This is a genomic window from Cupriavidus taiwanensis, assembly GCF_900249755.1.
Lineage (GTDB): Bacteria > Pseudomonadota > Gammaproteobacteria > Burkholderiales > Burkholderiaceae > Cupriavidus > Cupriavidus taiwanensis_D.
Genome location: NZ_LT976854.1, coordinates 594,097 through 612,405, shown reverse-complemented (window position 1 = coordinate 612,405; position 18,309 = coordinate 594,097). Strand labels below are relative to the sequence as shown.

Here is an 18,309-nt window from a genome sequence, read left to right as displayed (position 1 = left end):
ACGCCGGACGGCGTATCACCCCTGCCAGGGCCGGATTTTTCTTGCCTCCACGCGGATACTGTATATATTTACAGTACCTGTATGGATGAACAGTGGAGTCCCGGCATGGAACACCTGATCCGCGTGCAAAACGACTATGACCGCCAGGTGCTGGCCTGGCTGCGCGGCCGCATCGGCGACGCCGCGCTGCAGAGCGTGGTGCAACGCCTGGCGGGTCCGCGCAAGCCCTATCTGTCAACGATCTGCCGCAGCCTGGGCATCCGTCCGCCCAGCCGGCGTCAGTTCGCCGCCGAGGCGGCGCGCATGCACCGCGCGGTCGGCGACAGCTACCTGGCCCGCATCAGGGAAATCCTGGCTAAAGCCCCCACGCACGAAGCCCCTCACCAGTAGACAGTTGTCGATCACCGGCCACGCCCGGGCCAGCGAGCGCAAGCCCGACGTATCATGGAAAGCCCCGTTCCCGTCACACGGCACGGGGCTTTTTGCTTCGCAGCGTATTCATCTATCCAGGGCCGATATGAGCGAACACCGCATTCCCACCCGCGCGCTGCACCAGTGGGTGACCGATCTCTGGCTTGCCGCCGGCAGCACCGCACGGGAAGCGCAACTGACCGCCGACCACCTGGTCGGCGCCAACCTGAGCGGGCACGACTCGCACGGGGTCGGCATGATCCCGCGCTATGTGCTGGCGTGGCAGGCCGACGAGCTGCAGCTGAACCGGCAGGTCAGCGTGCTGCAGGACGCCGGCAGCCTGCTCAGCCTGGACGGCAACCGCGGCATGGGCCAGGCGGTGACGGCGCAGGCCATGGAGATGGCCATCGCCCGCGCCCGCGAGCACGGCGTCTGCGTGATGGGGCTGCGCCAGTCGCACCACCTTGGCCGCGTCGGCCACTGGGCGGAGCAGGCCACGGCCGCGGGCATGATCTCGATCCACTTCGTCAACGTGCTGTCCAAACCCATCGTCGCGCCCCACGGCGGCTACGACGCGCGCTACGGCACCAACCCGTTCACCATCGGCGTGCCGATGGCGGGCGAGCCGCCGCTGGTGCTGGACTTTGCCACCAGCGCCATCGCGCTGGGCAAGGTGCGCGTGGCCCACAACAAGGGCGTGCCGGTCGCGCCCGGCTGCCTGCTCGATGCGCAGGGCGAGCCCGCCACCGATGCCGCGGTGATGTACCCGCCCGCCGGCGCGCCGCAGGGCGCGTTGCGGCCCTTCGGCGAGCACAAGGGCCATGTGCTGGCGGTGATGTGCGAACTGCTTGGCGCCGCGGTCACGGGCGGCCATACCATCCGCCCGGAAACGCTGCGGCATGAGCACGCGGTCTGGAACAACATGCTGGCGATCGTGTTCGACCCCGCGCGGCTTGGCACCAGCACCACGTTCGGGCATGAAGTCGCGGCCTTCGCCGACTGGATGAAGAGCTCGCGCCTGCAGCCCGGCCAGCCCGGCATCCAGCTGCCGGGCGAACCCGAGCGCGCCTGCCGCGCCGCCCGCGCACAACAGATCCCGGTCGACGCCGGCACGCTGGCGCAGCTGGACGACGCCGCCGCGCGCGTGGCCTCGGCCCGAGCCAGCGCGCATCCGGCGCCCGGTCCGCTGTCTGCGCTGGCGCTTGACTGACTATCATCAGATAGGCGCCCGCCGCCACGGCCGGCGCGCCCCCGGGCAATCGCCCCATCCCTACCGGACACTGACATGAGCAAGATCGGCTTTATCGGGCTTGGCGTGATGGGCAAGCCCATGGTGCGGCACCTGGTCGACGGCGGGCATACCGTGTTTGCCCATAGCCGCAGCGGCGTGCCGCAAGACCTGCAGGATGCCGGCGTGAAGGCCTGCGCCAGCGCCGAAGAAGTGGCGAAGCAGTCGGAGACCATCATCCTGATGCTGCCCGACACGCCCGACGTGGAACGGGTGCTGTTCGGCGAAAAAGGCGTGGCCGATGGCCTCGCCGATACCGCGGGCGGCGTCACGGTGATCGACATGAGCTCGGTCTCGCCGATCGCCACGCGCGAGTTCGCGCGCTGCATCGAGGCCATCGGCGCGGACTATATCGACGCGCCGGTCTCGGGCGGTGAAGTCGGCGCCAAGGCCGGCACCTTGTCGATCATGGCCGGCGGCAAGCAGGAGGTGTTCGAGCACGTGCTGCCGATCCTGCAGCTGATGGGCAAGAACATCACGCGCGTGGGCGCGGCCGGCGACGGGCAGGTGGCCAAGGTGGCCAACCAGGTGATCGTCGCGCTGACCATCGAGGCGGTCAGCGAGGCGCTGGTGCTGGCGGCCCGCGCCGGTGCCGACCCGGCGCGCGTGCGCGAGGCGCTGATGGGCGGCTTTGCCAGTTCGCGCATCCTGGAAGTGCATGGCGAACGGATGATCCGGCGCACCTTCGACCCGGGCTTTCGCATCGCGCTGCACCAGAAGGATCTGGAGCTGGCGCTGTCGACCGCGCGCGAGCTTGGCGTCGGGCTGCCCAGTACCGCGTCGTGCCAGCAGCTGTTCAACGTGTGCAGCGGGCTCGGCGGCGCGGGCTGGGATCATTCCGCGCTGGTGCGGGCGATCGAGCATCTGTCCTCTTACGCCATCGGCGACACGCCGCCCGCCGGCTGAGCGCAAGGCCGGCCCGCATGCCGCACGCCAACACCGCGTTGCTGACCGCGCTGGCGATGCTGGCGTTCGCCGGCAATTCGCTGCTGTGCCGGCTGGCGCTGAAGGGCACCACCATCGACGCCGGCACCTTTACGCTGGCGCGCGTCGCGGCCGCGGCGGCGGTGTTGTGGCTGATCGTGCTGGCGCGGCGCCAGGCCGGGCGCAACGGCGCGGGCGCCATCACCCTGGGCGGCAACTGGGTCTCGGCGCTGGCCCTGTTCTGCTATGCGGCGGCGTTCTCGTTCGCGTATGAGCGCCTGAGCGCCGGCACCGGGGCGTTGCTGCTGTTTGCCGCGGTGCAGGCCACCATGACCGGCTACGGGCTCTACAACGGCGAGCTGCTGCGCGCGCAGCAGTGGGTCGGCCTGGCGCTGGCGCTGACGGGCCTGGTCTGGCTGATGCTGCCGAGCCTGGCGACGCCGCCGCTGGCCTCATCGCTGCTGATGATTGCGGCGGGCATCGCCTGGGGCGTTTATTCGCTGCGTGGCAGGCGGGCCGCCGATCCGGTCGAGACCACCGCCGGCAACTTCGTGCGCGCCGTGCCCATGGCGCTCGCCCTCGGTGCCGCGATCCAGGCGCAGCGCACGCTCGATGCCACGGGGCTCGCCTACGCGGTGGTTTCCGGTGCGCTCACCTCGGGGCTGGGCTATGTGATCTGGTACGCCGCGATGCCGCGCCTGCGCGCGGCTACCGCGGCCACCGTGCAGCTGAGCGTGCCGGTCATCGCCGCGGTGGGCGGCAGCGCGTGGCTCGGCGAAGCGCTGACGTTGCGGCTGGCACTGAGCGCGGCGGCGGTGCTGGGCGGCATCGCGCTGGTCATCCTGGGCAAGCGCGCCGAGCGCGCCTAGCCTGCGCGCTGCCGGCCCCGGGTCCGCGCGCCGGCGAAGCCGCCGCCATGGAACACCAGCGGCGTGCCCGGCGACGCGCCATAGGCCATTACTTCCACGACGAACAGCACATGGTCGCCCACCGTGCGCACCGAACGGTGCCGGCAGATGAACCAGGCCAGCGTGCCGTCGATCAGCACCGTGCCGCACGGGCCGGCGCGATGCGCGATGCCGGCGAAGCGATCGTCGGCACGCGCCGCAAAGCGCCGGCACACCTCAAGCTGGGCGCTGCCCAGCACGTTGATGGCGTGGCAGGGCGCGGCACGCAACACCGGCAGGCTGCCGGAGCTGCGCGCCAGGCACCACAGCAGCAACGGCGGCGCGAGCGACACCGAAGTGAACGCATTGATCGTCACGCCGACCGGTTGGCCGTCGGCACCGGCGGCCGTGACCACGGTGACGCCGGTGGCAAACTGGCCCAGCGCATCGCGCAAGGCGCGGCGCGCCGCGCCATCGTGGCTGATGGCGCAGGCGTCTTCGCCCTGGCCGCTGTCGTTGCAGGCCTCGGTGTCGTAGGGCAGTTGTGCCAGCGCGGACATCATTGCGCGGCCGTCCGCACCTCGCCGGGCGGCGCATCGATATCCAGCCCCAGCGCCATGCGTCCGGCGTACTCTTGCTGCGCCCCCGCCTGCAGCGGATGGAAGCGCGCGCCCTGCGCATCGCGGAAGCGCCGCTCCAGCCCGGCATCGCGATAGAAGCCCGCGCCGCCGGCCAGGTCCATCGCCGCTTCCACCGTCGCCAGCACCGCGCGCGCCGCCAGCGCGCGGGCGCTCATGATGCGGTTGGTGGTTACCGCGCCGGGCGCCGGGCCCGCAGCGGCCGCGAACATCGCATCGAGCGCCAGCTGCGCGGCATCCGCTTCATTGCACAAGCGCCCGGCGGCCTCGACCGCATGCGCGTTCAGGCGCCGCTGCCGCGCCAGCTGCAGCGCGATATCGCGCGCGGCCTCGGCAATGCCGACGTAGACCGCGTAGATCAGCGGCAGCGCGATCATCGCCACCGTATGCATCATCGGATGCCATACGCCTTGCGGGCGGCGCGCGGCAATGGCGGTGTCGGGCACCAGCACGCCTTCAAGCATGACATCGTGCGAACCGGTGCCGCGCATGCCCAGCGTGTGCCAGTTCGACAGCACGCGCACGCCCGGCGATTTCATCGGCAGCGCGAAATGCAGCACCGTGGGCCCCGCCTGCGGATCGTCATAGACCGCGCAGGTCATGAACAGGTCCGCCACCGGCGCGCCGCTGGCGAAGATCTTGCGCGCGTCCACGCGAAAACCGCCGTCGACGCGCGTGGCCTTGCCGCTGCCCTGCAGCCAGTCCGAGCCGCCGCTGCCGAGCAGCACCACCTGCTCGGCCCCGACGCGCTTGAGCAGCCCTTCCACCGGCGCTTGCTGATTGCGCCAGCGCCATGCGGCCGTGGCCACGGGATGCGTATGCATGGCAAAGGCCAGTGCGGTCGAGCCGCAGTACTTGCCCAGTTCGCGCAGCACCGCGCCCAGCTCCTGGTGCGACAGCCCGGCGCCGCCCAGCTCCTGCGGCACCGCCGCGGCAAAGAAGCGGTGCGCGCGCAGGTCTTCATAGTTGGCGCTGACGAACTGCTCGCTCGCGTCGATCTCGGGTGCGCGGCCATCGAAGGTGCGGCCCAGCGTGGCGGCAAGGCCGATCCAGTCGGCCTGTGCGCCGGCGCTGGCATCCGCTGCGGAAAGGGTTTCCATGGTGTTTGTCTCCGTCCAGTCATGGTGCGTGTCCTGCGCCGTTGTACGGCCACGGGCACGGTGCTAGTATCGGAGCCCGGTCCCCTCGCCCGTATGATCGGGCGTCCGGCTTTCTTGCGCGAAACCCCGGATCTGGAGGAATGTGGCCATGGATGCCTTGTCCGACCTCTTGCGCGCCGTGCAGCTGAGCGGCGCCGTGTTCCTGAACGGCGAATTCAAATCCCCGTGGTGCCTGATCAGTGAAGCCGATGCTGAATTGCGCGCCGCGTTCCTGCCGCGCGCCGACCGCGTGGTCTCGTATCACCTGATTACCGAAGGCATCTGCTGGGCGCGGCTGGTCGACGACACCGGCCCCGGTGTGCGCGTGGAGGCCGGCGAACTGCTGGTGGTGCCGCAGGGCGAGCCCCATGTGCTCGGCAGCGACCTGCACCTGCAACCGCTGCCGTCTGCGCCGCTGGTCTATGACCTGCTGCGCAACAGTCCCGGCGAAGTGATGCGCGTCTCGTACGGCGGCGGCGGCGAACCCACGCGCATGGTCTGCGGCTTTCTCGGCTTCGACGACACCATGGGCAATCCGCTGCTGACGTCGTTGCCGCGGCTGTTCAAGGTGGGCCTGGGCAGCGGGCTGGAATCGGCGTGGCTGGCGTCGGCGCTGGCCTTCGCCACCTCGGAAGCGGCGGAGCCGCGCGCCGGCACCGCCACCGTGCTGGCCAAGCTGTCGGAGCTGCTCTTCGTGCAGGCGGTGCGGCGCTGCATCGACACCCTGCCGGCCAATGAAAGCGGCTGGCTCGCGGCGCTGCGCGACCGCTACGTGGGACGTGCGCTGTCGCGCATGCATGCGCGGCCGGGGTATCCGTGGACCGTCGACGAACTGGCGGGAAACGTCGGCCTGTCGCGCTCCGCGCTGGCGCAGCGCTTTACCGACTTGCTGGGGCAGCCGCCGATGCAATACCTCGCGCACTGGCGCCTGCGCACCGCTGCCGCCGAATTGCGCAGCGGCAAGCGCTCCATCAGCGAGGTTGCCGGCGCGGTCGGCTATGACTCCGAGGCCGCCTTCAGCCGCGCGTTCAAGCGCGAATTCGGGCTGCCGCCGGCCAGCTGGCGCCGCAACTGCACCGAAGCAGCGCACGCATGAACGCAAACGGCCCGCGCCTGGGGCACGGGCCGTCGAGTCGCCACGGGGTGGCCGCCAGTGGCTTACATCTTCTGCTTGGTGTTTTCCGCAGCGCCCTGCACCTTCTCGCCGCCGCGCTCGATATCCTTGCCTGCGCCGGCCATGGTGTTGCAACCCGTGACCAGCAGCATGCCAGCGAGGGCAAACAGTGCGGTTAGCTTTCTCATGATGATCTCCTTGCTTCGTGTGGATGCGGCATGCGCCGCCAGGATGGAATAGCTCGGCATGGCTTGACCGGGCAGCCTGTTGCCCAACCGGCAATTGGATCGTAGCAACCCGTGGCGGCACGAAAAGTCGGCTTTCGTCCTACCGCGATGTCAGCAGAACGCGCGACATGCCGAAGCGGCGCGTTGCACTATGGCGGTGCCGGCGCGGCGCCTGCCGCCTGGTCCCGAAAATGCTTGTAGGACAGCCACCGATAGCCCGCGCGCACCGGATCGCTTAAAACCCCTAATGTCTGTCACTGCCAGCCATCCCGGAGGAACACCATGACGTCACGCAGCATCCACGTGCTTCCCGCCACGACCGGCGACACCGAATACGCCAGCGAGGGCGAATGGGCGCTTACGATCGAGGGCCTGGAGAGCGGCTCCGACGACTCGGCACTGCACTTCCCGACACAGGAAGCCGCCATCGCCGCCGGCTGGATGCGCGCCCGCGAAGACGGTCTTCCGCTGTGCATCCATGGCCGCGACGGCCTGGTGCGTGAACGCAAGATCTATTGCCGCGATGCCCGCGGCAATTCCCGCCTCGGCCGCTAGCGCCATCATTGCCTTGCATGCCCGCCAGCACACGGCGGGCTGCAACAGTTCATTGCGCCAGATGCATTGAGTCACATCAAAGTGTTGCGCATCTTCTGCTGAAAACCCCGGGTCCACCGCCAATACTGGAGTCAGGCCGCAGGCCGACGACCAGCACAACCGAGACCCGCCATGCGCTTTCTTCTCCGATACCGTCCGCTCGATATCTATCCCGATCCGCTCGATGCCCGGGTAGCGGAATTGCACGAGCTGGCCGAAGACATCCAGGCGCGCCACGCGCGCAAGTGGCGCCGGCATGGCTCCATGCTGAGCCGGCACGAGGGCACCCAGGCGTGCTTCCCGGCCGGGGACCCGCAAACGCGGCACTGAGGCACGCGGACGGGAAAATTCCCGACATTGCGCACAAATGTGAACAAGTGTCATATCGGGTTGGCAAGGCCATGACCCCTGCGAAAGAATGGTTGCCCGCAGGCCGCGGGCGCGATCCCCGCGCCCAGGGCCGCACCTTCTTTCTGACGCAGCGACATGAATCGAACCACCCGGGAATGCGTGATGGCGTTGATGTCCAGCCTGCGTGCCAACGGGCCCATGCCCCGGCACCGGCTTGCCGCCGCCAGCCGCCTGAGCGCCGCCGAACTGACCCGCGCGCTGAAATCCGCCCGCCAGATGGGCGTCGTGGCCTATGAAGGCGAGCCCGAGTTACCAGCCGAGGCCGATACCCTGCTGATGCTGACCGGCCGGCCCCTGCCACCTCCCCGGCGCGTCGCCGCCCCGCCGCGCGAAAACACCCCGCACTTTGAGCCATTGCTCGATGTCTGGGGCATCGCCCGGCCCGCCACGCTGCGACGGCGCCACGCTTCCTGACACCTCCCCCCGGCCCACGGCACGCGCGTTCCCGCGCGTGCCGTTCTTACAAAGGCAGGTAAAGCGCACACACCCAATCCCTGCCCCGCGCCGGCAGCGGCTGCCCGTTGCGCAGGGTACGGAACTTGCGCCATGCTCCAGGCTATGGCTTTCGCAATTCCTGAGCGTGTGCAATGAGGCAATACAATGCGCCCGGCACCACGGCGTCCCCCGCGCCGCAGGCGTCGCCACCACCGCATGACCCCACCTCCCCGCCCGGCTTCCAGCTCGAACCGGGGCGCAACTGCTGGCGCGTCGAGCCTTGCCGGCGCTTTGCCATGCTGGTCGACGCCGACGCGTATTTCCGCGCGCTGCGCGAGGCCCTGCCGCTGGCCGAACACACCATCTTCATCCTGGGCTGGGACATCGACAGCCGCATGGAACTGGTCCCCGCCGGCGCGCAGGACGGCCTGCCGGCCGGGCTGCGCGACTTCCTGTGCGCGCTGGCCGACCGTCGCCCCAACCTGCGCATCTACATCCTGAGCTGGGACTACGCCATGGTGATGGCGATGGAGCGTGAATGGCTGCCGTCCGCCAGCGCGCACTGGCAGGCGCACCGGCATCTGTCGTTCCGGCTGGACGGCAATCATCCTCCCGGCGCCTCGCACCACCAGAAGGTGGTGGTGATCGACAACAAGGTCGCCTTCGTCGGCGGACTGGACCTGACGCTGCGCCGCTGGGACGACAACCAGCACGCCCCCCACGCGCCGCTGCGCATGGCCGAGGGCCGGCCCTACGCGCCCTTTCATGACGTGCAGTGCGCGCTCGACGGCAACGCGGCCGCGGCGCTCGGCAAGCTGTGCGCGCAGCGCTGGCTGCGCGCCAGCGGCAGCCACCCGCGGCCGGTCGCGCGAACCGCTTCCGATCCGTGGCCGCCCAGCCTGGCGCCCGAGCTGACCGACGTACGCGTGGGCATTGCCCGCACCATGCCCATGTGCGAGGACGAGCCCGGCGTCAGCGAAGTCCGCATGCTGCTGCGCGACGCCATCGCCTCGGCCCGCCACAGCATCTACATGGAGAACCAGTACTTCAGCTCGGGCGAGATCGCCAAGGCGCTGGCCGCGCGGCTGGGGCACGAGGACGGCCCGGATATCGTACTGGTGTCGCGCCGCAACGAAAGCGGCTGGCTCGAGGCACACAGCATGGGCGTGCTGCGCGCACGCCTTTACCGGCAGCTGCGCGCGGCCGACAAGTTCGATCGCTTCCGCCTGTACTGCCCGACCATTCCCAACCTGCTGCCCGATTGCGTCAACGTCCACAGCAAGGTGACGGTGATCGACGACGACTTCCTCACCATCGGTTCCGCCAACCTCAGCAACCGCTCGCTCGGGCTCGACACCGAGTGCAATATCGTGGTGGTCTCCGGCGGCGAGCCGCGCATCCAGGCCGCCATTGCCGCCATGCGCGCGCGCCTGCTGGGCGAACACCTTGAGGTGGCGCCCGAAGCGTTCCAGGCGGAGGTGGCCCGCACGCGCAGCGTGCTCGGCGCGATCCAGAACCTGCAGCGCAGCGACGGGCGCTCGCTGGAAGACTACGTGCCGCCGCTGCCTGACGACGTCGATGCCGCGTCGCCGGCCGCCAACCTGCTGGACCCGATCGAGCCCATCGACAGTGACCAGGTGCTGGCCGAGTTCGTCAGCCACGAGGCGCGCCCGCGCGTGATCGGGCGCGTGGGGGCGATGGTGTTGCTGGCGCTGCTGGTGGCGGGGCTCGCGTTTGCGTGGCGCTATACGCCGCTGCGCGAGTGGGCGGATTTCCGTGCCTTGCTGGGCGTCATCGAACACGTCGACGAGATGCCGCTGGCGCCGCTGGCGATGATGGGCGTCTATCTGGCCGGTGCGGTGACGCTGCTGCCCGTGACGCTGCTGATCCTGGTCACGGTGGTGGTGTTCGGCCCGCTGTACGGCGCCGTGCTGGCCCTGTGCGGGACGGTGCTGAGCACCGGCGCGGGCTACCTCGCCGGCCGGCTGCTGGGACGCAACGCCGTGCGCCGCTTTGGCGGCAGGCGGCTGAACCGCGTCAGCCACCAGCTGGGCAAGCACGGCATAGTCGCCATGGTGGTGCTGCGGCTGGTGCCGATCGCACCGTTCTCGCTGGTCAACCTGGTGGTGGGTGCGTCGCGCATCAGCCTGCGCGATTGCCTGATCGGCACCGCGCTGGGAATGCTGCCAGGCATCGTGGTCAGTGCCTTGCTGGTGAACCGGGTCGCCGCTGCGGCGCGCGACCCGGGGCTGGTCACCTTCGCGCTGCTGGCGCTGGTGCTGCTGGTGCCGGCATCACTGCTGCTGTTGCTGCGCCGCCGGCGCCGGCGCAATGCGGCGCGGCAGCGCGGTGGCCGCCACGACGATCCGCCGGGCCCCGGTTCGCGCTTGTCGCGGCTGGCACGGATGGCCGCGGAGCGCTCCTGAAGCTCAGGGCTGGCGGCGGTAGCTGGCCTTGACGATCTGCGTCCACTCGCCGTTCTCTCCCTGCATGTAGGAAGTCAGTTCGCGGTGGTTGTCGTCGCGGAAGGTGATCACATCGCGGTACTGCACCATGCGGCCATTGCCCGAGCAATCCGGCCCTTCGGCGCGCAGCGTCAGTTGCTGGCCGCCCTCGTCGAGGTCGCCCTCGTAGACCCACAGGTGCGTCATCATCGAGCCGATAAAGGTGCCGACAAAGCGCTTGCGCGCCGGATCGTAGCCCAGCGTCATGACCGTCGAGGCCGGGCCGCAGCCGGGCATGTCGCCCTGGGCCACGCACTGTACCCAGACGTCGCCGATGCTGCTGACCCGTTCCGGGATTTCCCATTTCTGCACCGGCTGGTCCGGTCCCATCACGGCCTCGCCCTGCGCTATCCAGTTGCCAACCAGGCGTTGCAGCCAGCGGTGTTCCTTTTGTGCTTCGAGTTGCATTTTTGGTCTCCGGTAGGTGGTTACTGCGCCAGTACGGCTTATGTTTCGGCGATTGCCGCGAGCATTTGTGGATGCCGTACACATAGACTAGCAAACGAAATGTACAGTGTCCACATTAAATTGCAGCGATCCGCGCCGGCAAGACCATCGGGCTATTGATGCGGCAGCCGCAGCTTGGGCACGGCGAAGCGGTTGCCCTGCGCGCGCTTTACGTCGCACTGGACCTTGGCCTCGCGCACGGCGCCGTCGTGGGCCAGGTATTCGACGTCGGCCACCACGCTGTAGTTGTCCTTGTCGATCTGGCGCGCGGTGGCGCCCACCCACTTGAAGCTGCCCGGATTGGGCAGCGCCGCCTTGACCGCGTGCTTGCAGGCGGCCTCGGGCGCGCCCTCCTTGCCGGGCGGCCGGGATGCGTCCGGCTGGGCCGCGGCCGCCGCGCCGGTCGCGGCAAACGCCACCGCCAGCGCGGTGGACAGCAAACGTGGGGAAAGCGGCGAAAACATCCTGGACTCCTGCGGCTGGGCGGCGCCAGCGCGCATCTCCCTGGCGCCGGCGTCGATGCAGTTCAGGCCGCGGCGCGGGCGCGAAAGTTCCCTTGCCGCCACAGCCAGCGGCCCTAACGCCGCACGCAGGCCTTGTAGGTGAACTTGTCGCCCCGGAACATGAATTCCGAGAACGCCAGCGGCCGCTCGTCGATATCGTGGGGCGTGAAGCGGATGCGCAGCAACGGCTCGCCCGGCTCGACCTTCAGCCGGCGCGCGGTTTCCGCGGTGGCGGGAATCGCCGCGCTTTCGGTATGCAGGTACTTCAGGCGATAGCCCAGCCGCGCCTCCAGGATCATCAGCGCATCGTGGTTTTCCAGGTCGTGCTCGAGGATCGCGCGCATCAGCGCTTCGGGCGCCATGGTCACGCCCACCGCCACCGGCGTGCCGGCCACCGACTTGAGCGTGGTCACGCTCAGCAGCTTGCTGCCGGGCGGCGCGCGCAGCGCGTCGGCGGCGACGGCCGGCGCGGTGACCAGCCGCGTCGACAGCAGCTTGCCGTGCGCTTCGTGGCCGCGGGCGCGCATGTAGTCATAGAAGCCGGTCAGCGGCCCCAGGTCCGCCTGGCCCGTGGGGCGGCTGACGAAGCTGCCCTTGCCGTGGACCGTTTCGATCAGCCCCTCCGCCAGCAGCGACGCCAGCGACTGGCGCACGGTAATGCGGCTGACGCCGAACTCGGCCATCAGCTCGGCCTCAGACGGCAGCTTGATGCCCGGGGTCCATTCGTTGTTGACGATGCGCTGGCGCAGCGCGCCTTCGATCTGCTTGAAGCGGGGCAGTGAGCTGGTTGTCACGAGAGTCGGCGGATCAATGGGATAGCCCATGCGGGGATGGCCCATGCGGGCATCTACTTATCATAACAACGTTGACTCATCATAACATGTCATGACAACATGAGCCGGCACAACCATGACAAGACTCGCGGCGCCGGCTGCAAGGAACACGACGTGACGGCGCACGCATACGGAGACAATCGATGCCAGACCTGAGCGCCTTGCTGCAACCGCGCACCATCGCCGTGATCGGCGCATCCACCCAGCCCGACAAGGTGGGCGGCATGCCGGTGCGGCTGCTGAGCGAACTGGGCTACGCCGGACGCATCGTCCCGGTCCACGCCACGGCAAGCGAGGTACAGGGCCTGGCCGCGATCCCCTCGCTGGACGCGCTGGAAGCGCCGGCCGACCTCGCCATCGTGGCGCTGCCGGTCAGTGCCAGCCTCGATGCCATGCGCCAGCTGGCGCGCAACGGCACGCGCGCCGCGGTGTTCTTCACCTCGGGCTTTGCCGAAACCGGCGGCGATGGCGTCGCGCTGCAGGCCGAACTGGCGGCGCTGGCGCAGGCCCACGGCATCACGCTGCTGGGGCCCAACTGCCTGGGCGCGATGAACCTGCGCGAGCGCGTGTTCGCCACCTTTTCCCCGATGCCGCTCAGCGGGCTGCCGCCGGTCGGCGAGGTGGGGCTGGTCAGCCAGAGCGGCGCCTTCGGTGCCTATGCCTTCGCGCTCGCGCGCGAGGCCGCGCTGGGCCTGAGCCACTGGGTCACCACCGGCAATGAAGCCGGCCTGCATGTGGCCGACGTGATCGAATGGCTGGCGCGCGACGATGCCACGCGCGTGATCCTTGCCTACCTGGAAGGCTGCCGCGACGGCAACCGCCTGCGCCGCGCGCTGGCGGCCGCGCGCGCGGCGGGCAAGCCGGTGGTGGTGACCAAGGTGGGCACCACGCAGGCCGGCGCGCGTTCGGCGCAATCGCATACCGCCAGCCTGGCCGGCGAGGACGCGGTCTACCAGGCGGTGTTCGACGAGTACGGCGTGTTCCGCGCCGATACGCTGGATCAGTTCTTCCGGCTCGGCTACGTGCTGTCGCGCGGGCGCCGGCCCACGCGCTGGCAGCCTTCGGCGCAGGAGCCGGCCAATGCCGTCACGCCTGTGGCGCTGGTCACGGTCTCCGGCGGCGTCGGCATCATGATGGCGGACCAGGCCGAGGCGCTCGACCTGCTGCTGCCGCCGATGCCTGAGGCCGGCGCCGCCGCGCTGCGCCGCGCGATTCCGTTCGCCAGCACCGCCAACCCGATCGACGTCACCGGGCAGGTGGTGGCACAGCCCGAGGTATTGCTGGACGCGCTTGCCGCCGCCGCGCAAAGCCCGGACTACGGCAGCGTGGTGGCTTTCCTGGCCGGCGGCGTGGGCGCGCCGCGGCTGTGGCCCGGGCTGCAGCAGACCGTCGAGACCCTTTACCGCAGCGGCACCGCGGCGCCGCTGCTGTTCAGCGGCCTGGTCGATGACGACAAGCGCCGCTGGCTCGAAGCGCGCGGCGCGCTGGTGTTCCGCGAACCGGCACACGCGGTGCAGGCCGTGGCCGTGCTGGCCCGCGCCGCGGCGCAGGCAGCGGCAGCGCAGGCGCCGGGGGCCGCTCCGGCCGCCGCAGACGTGCTGCCCGTTCCCGAGGTGCCGCCCGGCACCACCGCCTTGTCCGAGTTCGAAGCCATGCAATGGCTGGCCGCTTGCGGCATCCCCACCGCGCCGCACGGCCTGGCGCGCGATGCCGACGAGGCCGTGCGCATGGCAGAAGCCATCGGCTATCCGGTCGCGATCAAGCTGTGCTCGCCCGACATCCTGCACAAGAGCGATGTCGGCGGCGTGGTGCTGAACGTGGCCGACGCGCACGCGGCACGCGCCGCCTTTGCGCAGGTGCGGGCCGCCGCGGCCAAGCACGACACGCCTGCGCGCTTTGACGGCGCGCTGGTCGCCGGCATGGTGCGCGGCTGGGGCGAGCTGATGGTGGGCGTGCGGCGCGACCCGGTGTTCGGCCTGGTGGCGCTGGCCGGCATCGGCGGCACCGCGGTGGAAATCTTCCGCCAGACCGCGTTCGGCCTGGCGCCGCTGAGCCACGCCCGTGCGCGCACCATGCTGCGCGCGAGCCGCGCCGGGGCGCTGCTGTCGGGCCACCGCGGCCATCCCGCCATCGATGCCGACGCGGTGGCCGAAGTGCTGGTGCGCGTCTCGCAGGCCGCCGCCGCGCTGGGTCCGCGGCTGGACACGATCGAGATCAATCCGCTGATCGTCACCGCCCGCGGCGTGGTCGCCGCCGATGCGGTGGTGACCCTGCATGCGGCCGAGCCCGACCGCCACGCAACCAGACAGACCGAGGAGACCACCCGATGAACCACCCCGCTGCGCCCTTCCTTGCCGGCGCCCCCATCGACACCCCGCAGGAAGCCCTGACCGCCGCGGCGGCACTGCCGCTGGTGCTGGCCACCTACCCGCTGTTCGAAAGCCTGCGCACCTGCCGGCTGCAGACTTCGGTGACACAGGCCACCGGCTACGGGCGCGCGCCGGTCAACACGCTGTCGGCCAGCACGCAGCCATGGACCCACCGCGACCGCGACATCGTCACGCCGGCCAACGACCTGCTCTACTTCTGCGCCTGGGTCAACCTGGCCGACGGCCCCGTCACGCTGCACGTGCCCGCGCTGCCGGATGCGCGCCGCTACTACGTGGTGGAACTGCTCGACGCCTGGACCAACAACTTCGAGAACCTGGGCCCGCGCAACGTGCCTGCCGCCGGCGCCGACATCGTGCTGGTTGGCCCCGGCCAGCACGCCGACGGGGCGCACGTGGTGCATTGCCCCACGTCGCTGGTCTGGCTGCTGGGGCGCGTGCTGGTGACCGGCACCGACGACCTGCCCGCCGCCAGCGCCTTCGAGCAGGGTTTCCGCCTGTCCGGCGGCAGCGCGCGGCAACCGGCCTGCGTGCGCGACTGGCAGGACAGCGGCGAACTGGCGCTCGACTTCTTCGCCAACGTCTTCAACGCGCTGCGCGAATATCCGGCCGAGCCTTCCGCCGCGGGGCTGCTGTCGCTGCTGCGCAAGTGCGGTATCCGAGCGGGCGAGCCGGTCGACGTGGGCGCGCTGCGGCCCGCGGTTCAGCAAGGCCTGGTGCGCGCCTGGCGCGAAGGCATGGCGCTGATCGAAGCCAATACCCGCAGCCATGCGCGCAAGAGCTGGACCTACAGCCTGCTGCTGGGCCGCTATGGCGACGACTGGATGCAGCGCGCCGTGACCGCGATGAAGGGCCTGGGCGCGCTGCGCGCCGACGAGGCCATCTACGCCGCCGCCGACTACGACGCCGACGGCGAACTGCTGCACGGCCGCCACGCCTACGCCCTGCACTTCCCGGCCGGAAACCTGCCGCCGGCGCAGGCATTCTGGTCGGTCTCGCTCTACGGCGCCGACCGCTTCTTCACCGACAACGCGATCGGCCGCTATGCGCTGGGCGACCGCAGCCCGGGGCTGCAGTACCACGCCGACGGCGGGCTCACGCTGACCATCTCGCACCAGCGCCCCGAGCACGCGCAGGAAAACTGGCTGCCGGCACCGGACGCGCCGTTCTACCTGATCCTGCGCCTGTACCACCCCACCGACGGCTTCATCGCCGGCGACTACGTGATTCCGCCGCTGCGGCGCATCGCCTGAAGGAGCCCACCCATGGCCATCCACGAGACTTCCCTCGAAGCACTCGCCCGCGACGCGGTGCGCTACACGCTGCCGCTGTACGAGATGGCGCGCATGCGTGCCGCCACCTGCCCGCGTCGCGACAGCGCCGGCACCTTTGCCGGCGACGGCCCCGATTCCCCGCTGCGCTGGATCAACACCGTCACGCATGTGCGCGCGCTGCTCGGCCCGCAGCACCGGCAGGTGGTCACGCCGAACAACGACACGCTCTACACCAACGCCTGGCTCGACCTGTCCCATGGCCCGCTGCTGCTGGACGTGCCCGACTGCCACGGCCGCTACTACGTGCTCGGGCTGCTGGACGCCTATACCAACCCGTTCGGCTACATCGGCACCCGCACCACCGGCACGCAAGGCGGCACCTGGCTGCTGCACGGGCCGGCCTGGCGCGGCGAGGTGCCGGCCGGCGCCACGCCGCTGCCCTGCCCCACCGATGCGGTCTGGATCATCGGCCGCATCCTGGCCGACGGCGAAGCCGACCTGCCGGGCGCGCATGCCTTGCAGGACGGCATCCGCCTGCGCAGGCCCGACGGCACTGCCGCCGCAACGGTGATTGACGCCGGCATGCACGCCGGCGAGCGGCCGGGGAATCCCGACCGCTACGCCGCCGTGGTCCAGCGCATGCTGATCGAAAACCCGCCGCCCGCCGCCGAGGCGGAGCTGGTGCGCAGCTTCGCCGACGCCGGCATCGGCAGCGCGCCGCTGACGCCGGCGCAACGCACCGCGCTGGCGGCGGCCCTGGTGCAGGTCGATGCCGAACTGGCCGCGCCGCGGGCTTCCGCGCTGGGCGGCGGCTGGTCGCTGCCGGTGGAAATCCGCACCTCGTTCGGCACGCACTACGCGCAGCGCGCCGAAGTGGCGCGCAACTACATCGGCGCGCTGGGCGTGGAAGAAGCCATGTACCTGATGGCCGATTGCGATGCCGATGGCTTGCCGCTGGACGGCACCCACCAGTACGAGCTGGTGTTCCCCGAGCAAGGCCTGCCGCAGGTGGGCGCGTTCTGGTCGCTGACCCTGTACCGCAAGGCCGACTGCATGCTGGCGGAGAACCCGCTGCAGCGCTATTCGCTGGGCGACCGCTCGCCGCACCTGCGCGCGGCGCCGGACGGCAGCCTGCGCATCGTGCTGGGCGCGCGTGGGCCGGCGGACGCGGACGATGCCGGCAACTGGCTGCCCGCGCCGCCCGAACCGTTCTACGTGGCGCTGCGCCTGTACGTCCCCGGCCGCGCGCACCTGGAGCGCACCTTCCGCTACCCCGCCATCCGCCGCATCAAGGAATCGTCATGAACCGAACCATCGTCTTCGCCCGGGCCGTGCTGACGGCCGGCGTGGCCCTGCTGTGCCTCGCCGGCCAGGCGCAGGCGCAGGCGTATCCGTCGCGGCCGGTCAAGCTGGTGTCGCCCTACGGCGCCGGCGGCTCCAACGACATCTCGGCGCGCATCCTCGCCGATGCGCTGGGCAGCAGGCTCGGCCAGCAGGTGGTGGTCGAGAACAAGCCCGGCGCCGGCACGCGGCTGGCCACGGAACAGGTGGCGCATGCCACGCCGGACGGCTATACGCTGCTGTGGGCGGCCGCGCCCTTCGCCATCAACACCGCCGCGGGCATTGCGCAGCGCTACGACGTGCACAAGGATTTCGTCGCAGTGGGGCCGCGCGTGCTGGGGCCGATCTTCCTGATCGTCAATGCGAACTCGCCGGCCCGCACCGTGGCGGACTTCGTGCGCATGGCCAGGGACAAGCCCGACGGCGTGACGGTAGCCTCGCCGGGCGCGGGCTCCGGCCCGCACCTGACCGCCGAGCTGTTCGGGCAGGTCGGCAAGTTCAAGCTGCTGAGCGTGCACTACCGCGGCGACGCCACCGCCTACACCGAACTGCTGGCGGGCCGCGCCGATGCCACGCTGACCGCCATCACCTCGGCGCTGCCCTTTATCAAGGCCGGCAAGCTGCGCGTGCTGGCGGTGGCTTCGGAACAGCGCACGCCGGTCTATCCCGATGCCCCCACCTTTGCTGAGCAGGGCTATCCGGGCATGGTCGGCTACGGCTGGTTCGGGCTGGTCGCGCCGGCGGGCACGCCGCCCGCCATCACCGAGCGGCTGAACCGCGAAGCGTCGGCCGTGCTGGCCGATGCGGAAACGCGCAACAAGCTGCTGGGCCTGGGCCTGGAGCCGCATCCCGAGCGCGGCAGCGCGTTCTCTGCCTTTATCGACCAGGAGATCGGCAAATGGGGCAAGCTGATCCAGGCCCGCGGCATCAAGCTGGACTAAGGTGCGGGCGC

Annotated in this window: 19 protein-coding genes; 13 read left to right on the top strand and 6 right to left on the bottom strand. The window is 70.4% G+C overall.

Annotated elements, in window-relative coordinates; translation table 11 throughout:
* Window positions 1–105: 105 nt before the first annotated feature.
* The 4 genes from CBM2594_RS18600 to CBM2594_RS18585 all read left to right on the top strand — a co-directional run bounded on the left by CBM2594_RS18600 (window position 106) and on the right by CBM2594_RS18585 (window position 3,492).
* Window positions 106–390, top strand: coding sequence for a hypothetical protein (locus CBM2594_RS18600; RefSeq protein ID WP_116358292.1), 285 nt, complete (start codon window positions 106–108; stop codon window positions 388–390).
* 127 nt (window positions 391–517) lie between these two features.
* Window positions 518–1,621, top strand: a complete 1,104-nt coding sequence (locus CBM2594_RS18595; protein ID WP_116358291.1) for a malate/lactate/ureidoglycolate dehydrogenase — start codon at window positions 518–520, stop codon at window positions 1,619–1,621.
* A 75-nt stretch (window positions 1,622–1,696) separates the two neighbouring features.
* The gene (locus CBM2594_RS18590) at window positions 1,697–2,605 is read left to right on the top strand and encodes a 2-hydroxy-3-oxopropionate reductase (protein WP_116358290.1); all 909 of its coding nucleotides are present in this window, start codon (window positions 1,697–1,699) and stop codon (window positions 2,603–2,605) included.
* Window positions 2,606–2,622: 17 nt separating this feature from the next.
* Entirely contained in the window at window positions 2,623–3,492 is an 870-nt protein-coding gene (locus tag CBM2594_RS18585) for a DMT family transporter (RefSeq protein WP_116358289.1), read from the top strand.
* Here CBM2594_RS18585 and CBM2594_RS18580 read toward each other — a convergent pair.
* Both CBM2594_RS18580 and CBM2594_RS18575 read right to left on the bottom strand, forming a co-directional pair.
* Window positions 3,489–4,073, bottom strand: coding sequence for a flavin reductase family protein (locus tag CBM2594_RS18580; RefSeq protein ID WP_116358288.1), 585 nt, complete (start codon window positions 4,071–4,073; stop codon window positions 3,489–3,491). The two genes, CBM2594_RS18585 and CBM2594_RS18580, sit on opposite strands and share 4 nt — an antisense overlap.
* Window positions 4,070–5,248, bottom strand: coding sequence for an acyl-CoA dehydrogenase family protein (locus tag CBM2594_RS18575; RefSeq protein WP_116358287.1), 1,179 nt, complete (start codon window positions 5,246–5,248; stop codon window positions 4,070–4,072). Before CBM2594_RS18575 ends, CBM2594_RS18580 begins: the two co-directional genes overlap by 4 nt.
* A gap of 148 nt (window positions 5,249–5,396) precedes the next feature.
* Between CBM2594_RS18575 and CBM2594_RS18570 the strand changes: the two genes are divergently transcribed.
* Window positions 5,397–6,383, top strand: a complete 987-nt coding sequence (locus CBM2594_RS18570) for an AraC family transcriptional regulator (RefSeq protein ID WP_116358286.1) — start codon at window positions 5,397–5,399, stop codon at window positions 6,381–6,383.
* Between the two features lie 62 nt (window positions 6,384–6,445).
* On the opposite strand, the gene CBM2594_RS18565 is transcribed toward CBM2594_RS18570, so the two are convergent.
* Window positions 6,446–6,589 carry an entericidin A/B family lipoprotein gene (locus CBM2594_RS18565; protein ID WP_116359676.1) on the bottom strand — a complete coding sequence of 48 codons (144 nt, stop codon included), beginning with the start codon at window positions 6,587–6,589 and terminating at the stop codon, window positions 6,446–6,448.
* Between the two features lie 321 nt (window positions 6,590–6,910).
* Between CBM2594_RS18565 and CBM2594_RS18560 the strand changes: the two genes are divergently transcribed.
* From CBM2594_RS18560 to CBM2594_RS18545, 4 genes are all read left to right on the top strand, one after another.
* Complete coding sequence (locus tag CBM2594_RS18560; protein WP_116358285.1) at window positions 6,911–7,183, top strand: DUF2188 domain-containing protein; 273 nt, start codon at window positions 6,911–6,913, stop codon at window positions 7,181–7,183.
* A 171-nt stretch (window positions 7,184–7,354) separates the two neighbouring features.
* Window positions 7,355–7,552 carry a hypothetical protein gene (locus CBM2594_RS18555; protein ID WP_116358284.1) on the top strand — a complete coding sequence of 66 codons (198 nt, stop codon included), beginning with the start codon at window positions 7,355–7,357 and terminating at the stop codon, window positions 7,550–7,552.
* A 156-nt stretch (window positions 7,553–7,708) separates the two neighbouring features.
* Window positions 7,709–8,047, top strand: coding sequence for a hypothetical protein (locus tag CBM2594_RS18550; RefSeq protein ID WP_232346668.1), 339 nt, complete (start codon window positions 7,709–7,711; stop codon window positions 8,045–8,047).
* Between the two features lie 173 nt (window positions 8,048–8,220).
* Entirely contained in the window at window positions 8,221–10,494 is a 2,274-nt protein-coding gene (locus CBM2594_RS18545) for a VTT domain-containing protein (RefSeq protein WP_116358282.1), read from the top strand.
* Between the two features lie 3 nt (window positions 10,495–10,497).
* Here the strand turns inward: CBM2594_RS18545 and CBM2594_RS18540 are convergent, their stop codons facing one another.
* The 3 genes from CBM2594_RS18540 to CBM2594_RS18530 form a co-directional block, all read right to left on the bottom strand.
* Window positions 10,498–10,980: a DUF1579 domain-containing protein gene (locus tag CBM2594_RS18540; protein ID WP_116358281.1), complete on the bottom strand. Its 483-nt coding sequence runs from the start codon at window positions 10,978–10,980 to the stop codon at window positions 10,498–10,500.
* Window positions 10,981–11,132: 152 nt separating this feature from the next.
* Window positions 11,133–11,483: a DUF2880 domain-containing protein gene (locus tag CBM2594_RS18535; protein ID WP_116358280.1), complete on the bottom strand. Its 351-nt coding sequence runs from the start codon at window positions 11,481–11,483 to the stop codon at window positions 11,133–11,135.
* Window positions 11,484–11,596: 113 nt separating this feature from the next.
* A complete protein-coding gene (locus CBM2594_RS18530; RefSeq protein WP_198048216.1) occupies window positions 11,597–12,346 on the bottom strand; it encodes a UTRA domain-containing protein in 750 nt (249 codons plus the stop codon).
* A 152-nt stretch (window positions 12,347–12,498) separates the two neighbouring features.
* Between CBM2594_RS18530 and CBM2594_RS18525 the strand changes: the two genes are divergently transcribed.
* The 4 genes from CBM2594_RS18525 to CBM2594_RS18510 are packed head-to-tail and all read left to right on the top strand — an operon-like array spanning window position 12,499 to window position 18,298.
* Window positions 12,499–14,685, top strand: coding sequence for an acetate--CoA ligase family protein (locus CBM2594_RS18525; RefSeq protein WP_116358279.1), 2,187 nt, complete (start codon window positions 12,499–12,501; stop codon window positions 14,683–14,685).
* The gene (locus CBM2594_RS18520; RefSeq protein WP_116358278.1) at window positions 14,682–15,995 is read left to right on the top strand and encodes a DUF1254 domain-containing protein; all 1,314 of its coding nucleotides are present in this window, start codon (window positions 14,682–14,684) and stop codon (window positions 15,993–15,995) included. The genes CBM2594_RS18525 and CBM2594_RS18520 overlap by 4 nt, the downstream gene beginning before the upstream one ends.
* A gap of 12 nt (window positions 15,996–16,007) precedes the next feature.
* Window positions 16,008–17,321 carry a DUF1254 domain-containing protein gene (locus tag CBM2594_RS18515; protein WP_116358277.1) on the top strand — a complete coding sequence of 438 codons (1,314 nt, stop codon included), beginning with the start codon at window positions 16,008–16,010 and terminating at the stop codon, window positions 17,319–17,321.
* Window positions 17,318–18,298, top strand: coding sequence for a Bug family tripartite tricarboxylate transporter substrate binding protein (locus CBM2594_RS18510; RefSeq protein ID WP_116358276.1), 981 nt, complete (start codon window positions 17,318–17,320; stop codon window positions 18,296–18,298). The genes CBM2594_RS18515 and CBM2594_RS18510 overlap by 4 nt, the downstream gene beginning before the upstream one ends.
* Window positions 18,299–18,309 lie beyond the last annotated feature (11 nt).

Bases quoted from the DNA above. Each gene is read 5' to 3' on its own strand.
- CBM2594_RS18600 (WP_116358292.1), top strand. From the start codon at position 106: ATGGAACACCTGATCCGCGTGCAAAACGACTATGACCGCCAGGTGCTG.
- CBM2594_RS18595 (WP_116358291.1), top strand. From the start codon at position 518: ATGAGCGAACACCGCATTCCCACCCGCGCGCTGCACCAGTGGGTGACC.
- CBM2594_RS18590 (WP_116358290.1), top strand. From the start codon at position 1,697: ATGAGCAAGATCGGCTTTATCGGGCTTGGCGTGATGGGCAAGCCCATG.
- CBM2594_RS18585 (WP_116358289.1), top strand. From the start codon at position 2,623: ATGCCGCACGCCAACACCGCGTTGCTGACCGCGCTGGCGATGCTGGCG.
- CBM2594_RS18580 (WP_116358288.1), bottom strand. From the start codon at position 4,073: ATGATGTCCGCGCTGGCACAACTGCCCTACGACACCGAGGCCTGCAAC.
- CBM2594_RS18575 (WP_116358287.1), bottom strand. From the start codon at position 5,248: ATGGAAACCCTTTCCGCAGCGGATGCCAGCGCCGGCGCACAGGCCGAC.
- CBM2594_RS18570 (WP_116358286.1), top strand. From the start codon at position 5,397: ATGGATGCCTTGTCCGACCTCTTGCGCGCCGTGCAGCTGAGCGGCGCC.
- CBM2594_RS18565 (WP_116359676.1), bottom strand. From the start codon at position 6,589: ATGAGAAAGCTAACCGCACTGTTTGCCCTCGCTGGCATGCTGCTGGTC.
- CBM2594_RS18560 (WP_116358285.1), top strand. From the start codon at position 6,911: ATGACGTCACGCAGCATCCACGTGCTTCCCGCCACGACCGGCGACACC.
- CBM2594_RS18555 (WP_116358284.1), top strand. From the start codon at position 7,355: ATGCGCTTTCTTCTCCGATACCGTCCGCTCGATATCTATCCCGATCCG.
- CBM2594_RS18550 (WP_232346668.1), top strand. From the start codon at position 7,709: ATGAATCGAACCACCCGGGAATGCGTGATGGCGTTGATGTCCAGCCTG.
- CBM2594_RS18545 (WP_116358282.1), top strand. From the start codon at position 8,221: ATGAGGCAATACAATGCGCCCGGCACCACGGCGTCCCCCGCGCCGCAG.
- CBM2594_RS18540 (WP_116358281.1), bottom strand. From the start codon at position 10,980: ATGCAACTCGAAGCACAAAAGGAACACCGCTGGCTGCAACGCCTGGTT.
- CBM2594_RS18535 (WP_116358280.1), bottom strand. From the start codon at position 11,483: ATGTTTTCGCCGCTTTCCCCACGTTTGCTGTCCACCGCGCTGGCGGTG.
- CBM2594_RS18530 (WP_198048216.1), bottom strand. From the start codon at position 12,346: ATGGGCTATCCCATTGATCCGCCGACTCTCGTGACAACCAGCTCACTG.
- CBM2594_RS18525 (WP_116358279.1), top strand. From the start codon at position 12,499: ATGCCAGACCTGAGCGCCTTGCTGCAACCGCGCACCATCGCCGTGATC.
- CBM2594_RS18520 (WP_116358278.1), top strand. From the start codon at position 14,682: ATGAACCACCCCGCTGCGCCCTTCCTTGCCGGCGCCCCCATCGACACC.
- CBM2594_RS18515 (WP_116358277.1), top strand. From the start codon at position 16,008: ATGGCCATCCACGAGACTTCCCTCGAAGCACTCGCCCGCGACGCGGTG.
- CBM2594_RS18510 (WP_116358276.1), top strand. From the start codon at position 17,318: ATGAACCGAACCATCGTCTTCGCCCGGGCCGTGCTGACGGCCGGCGTG.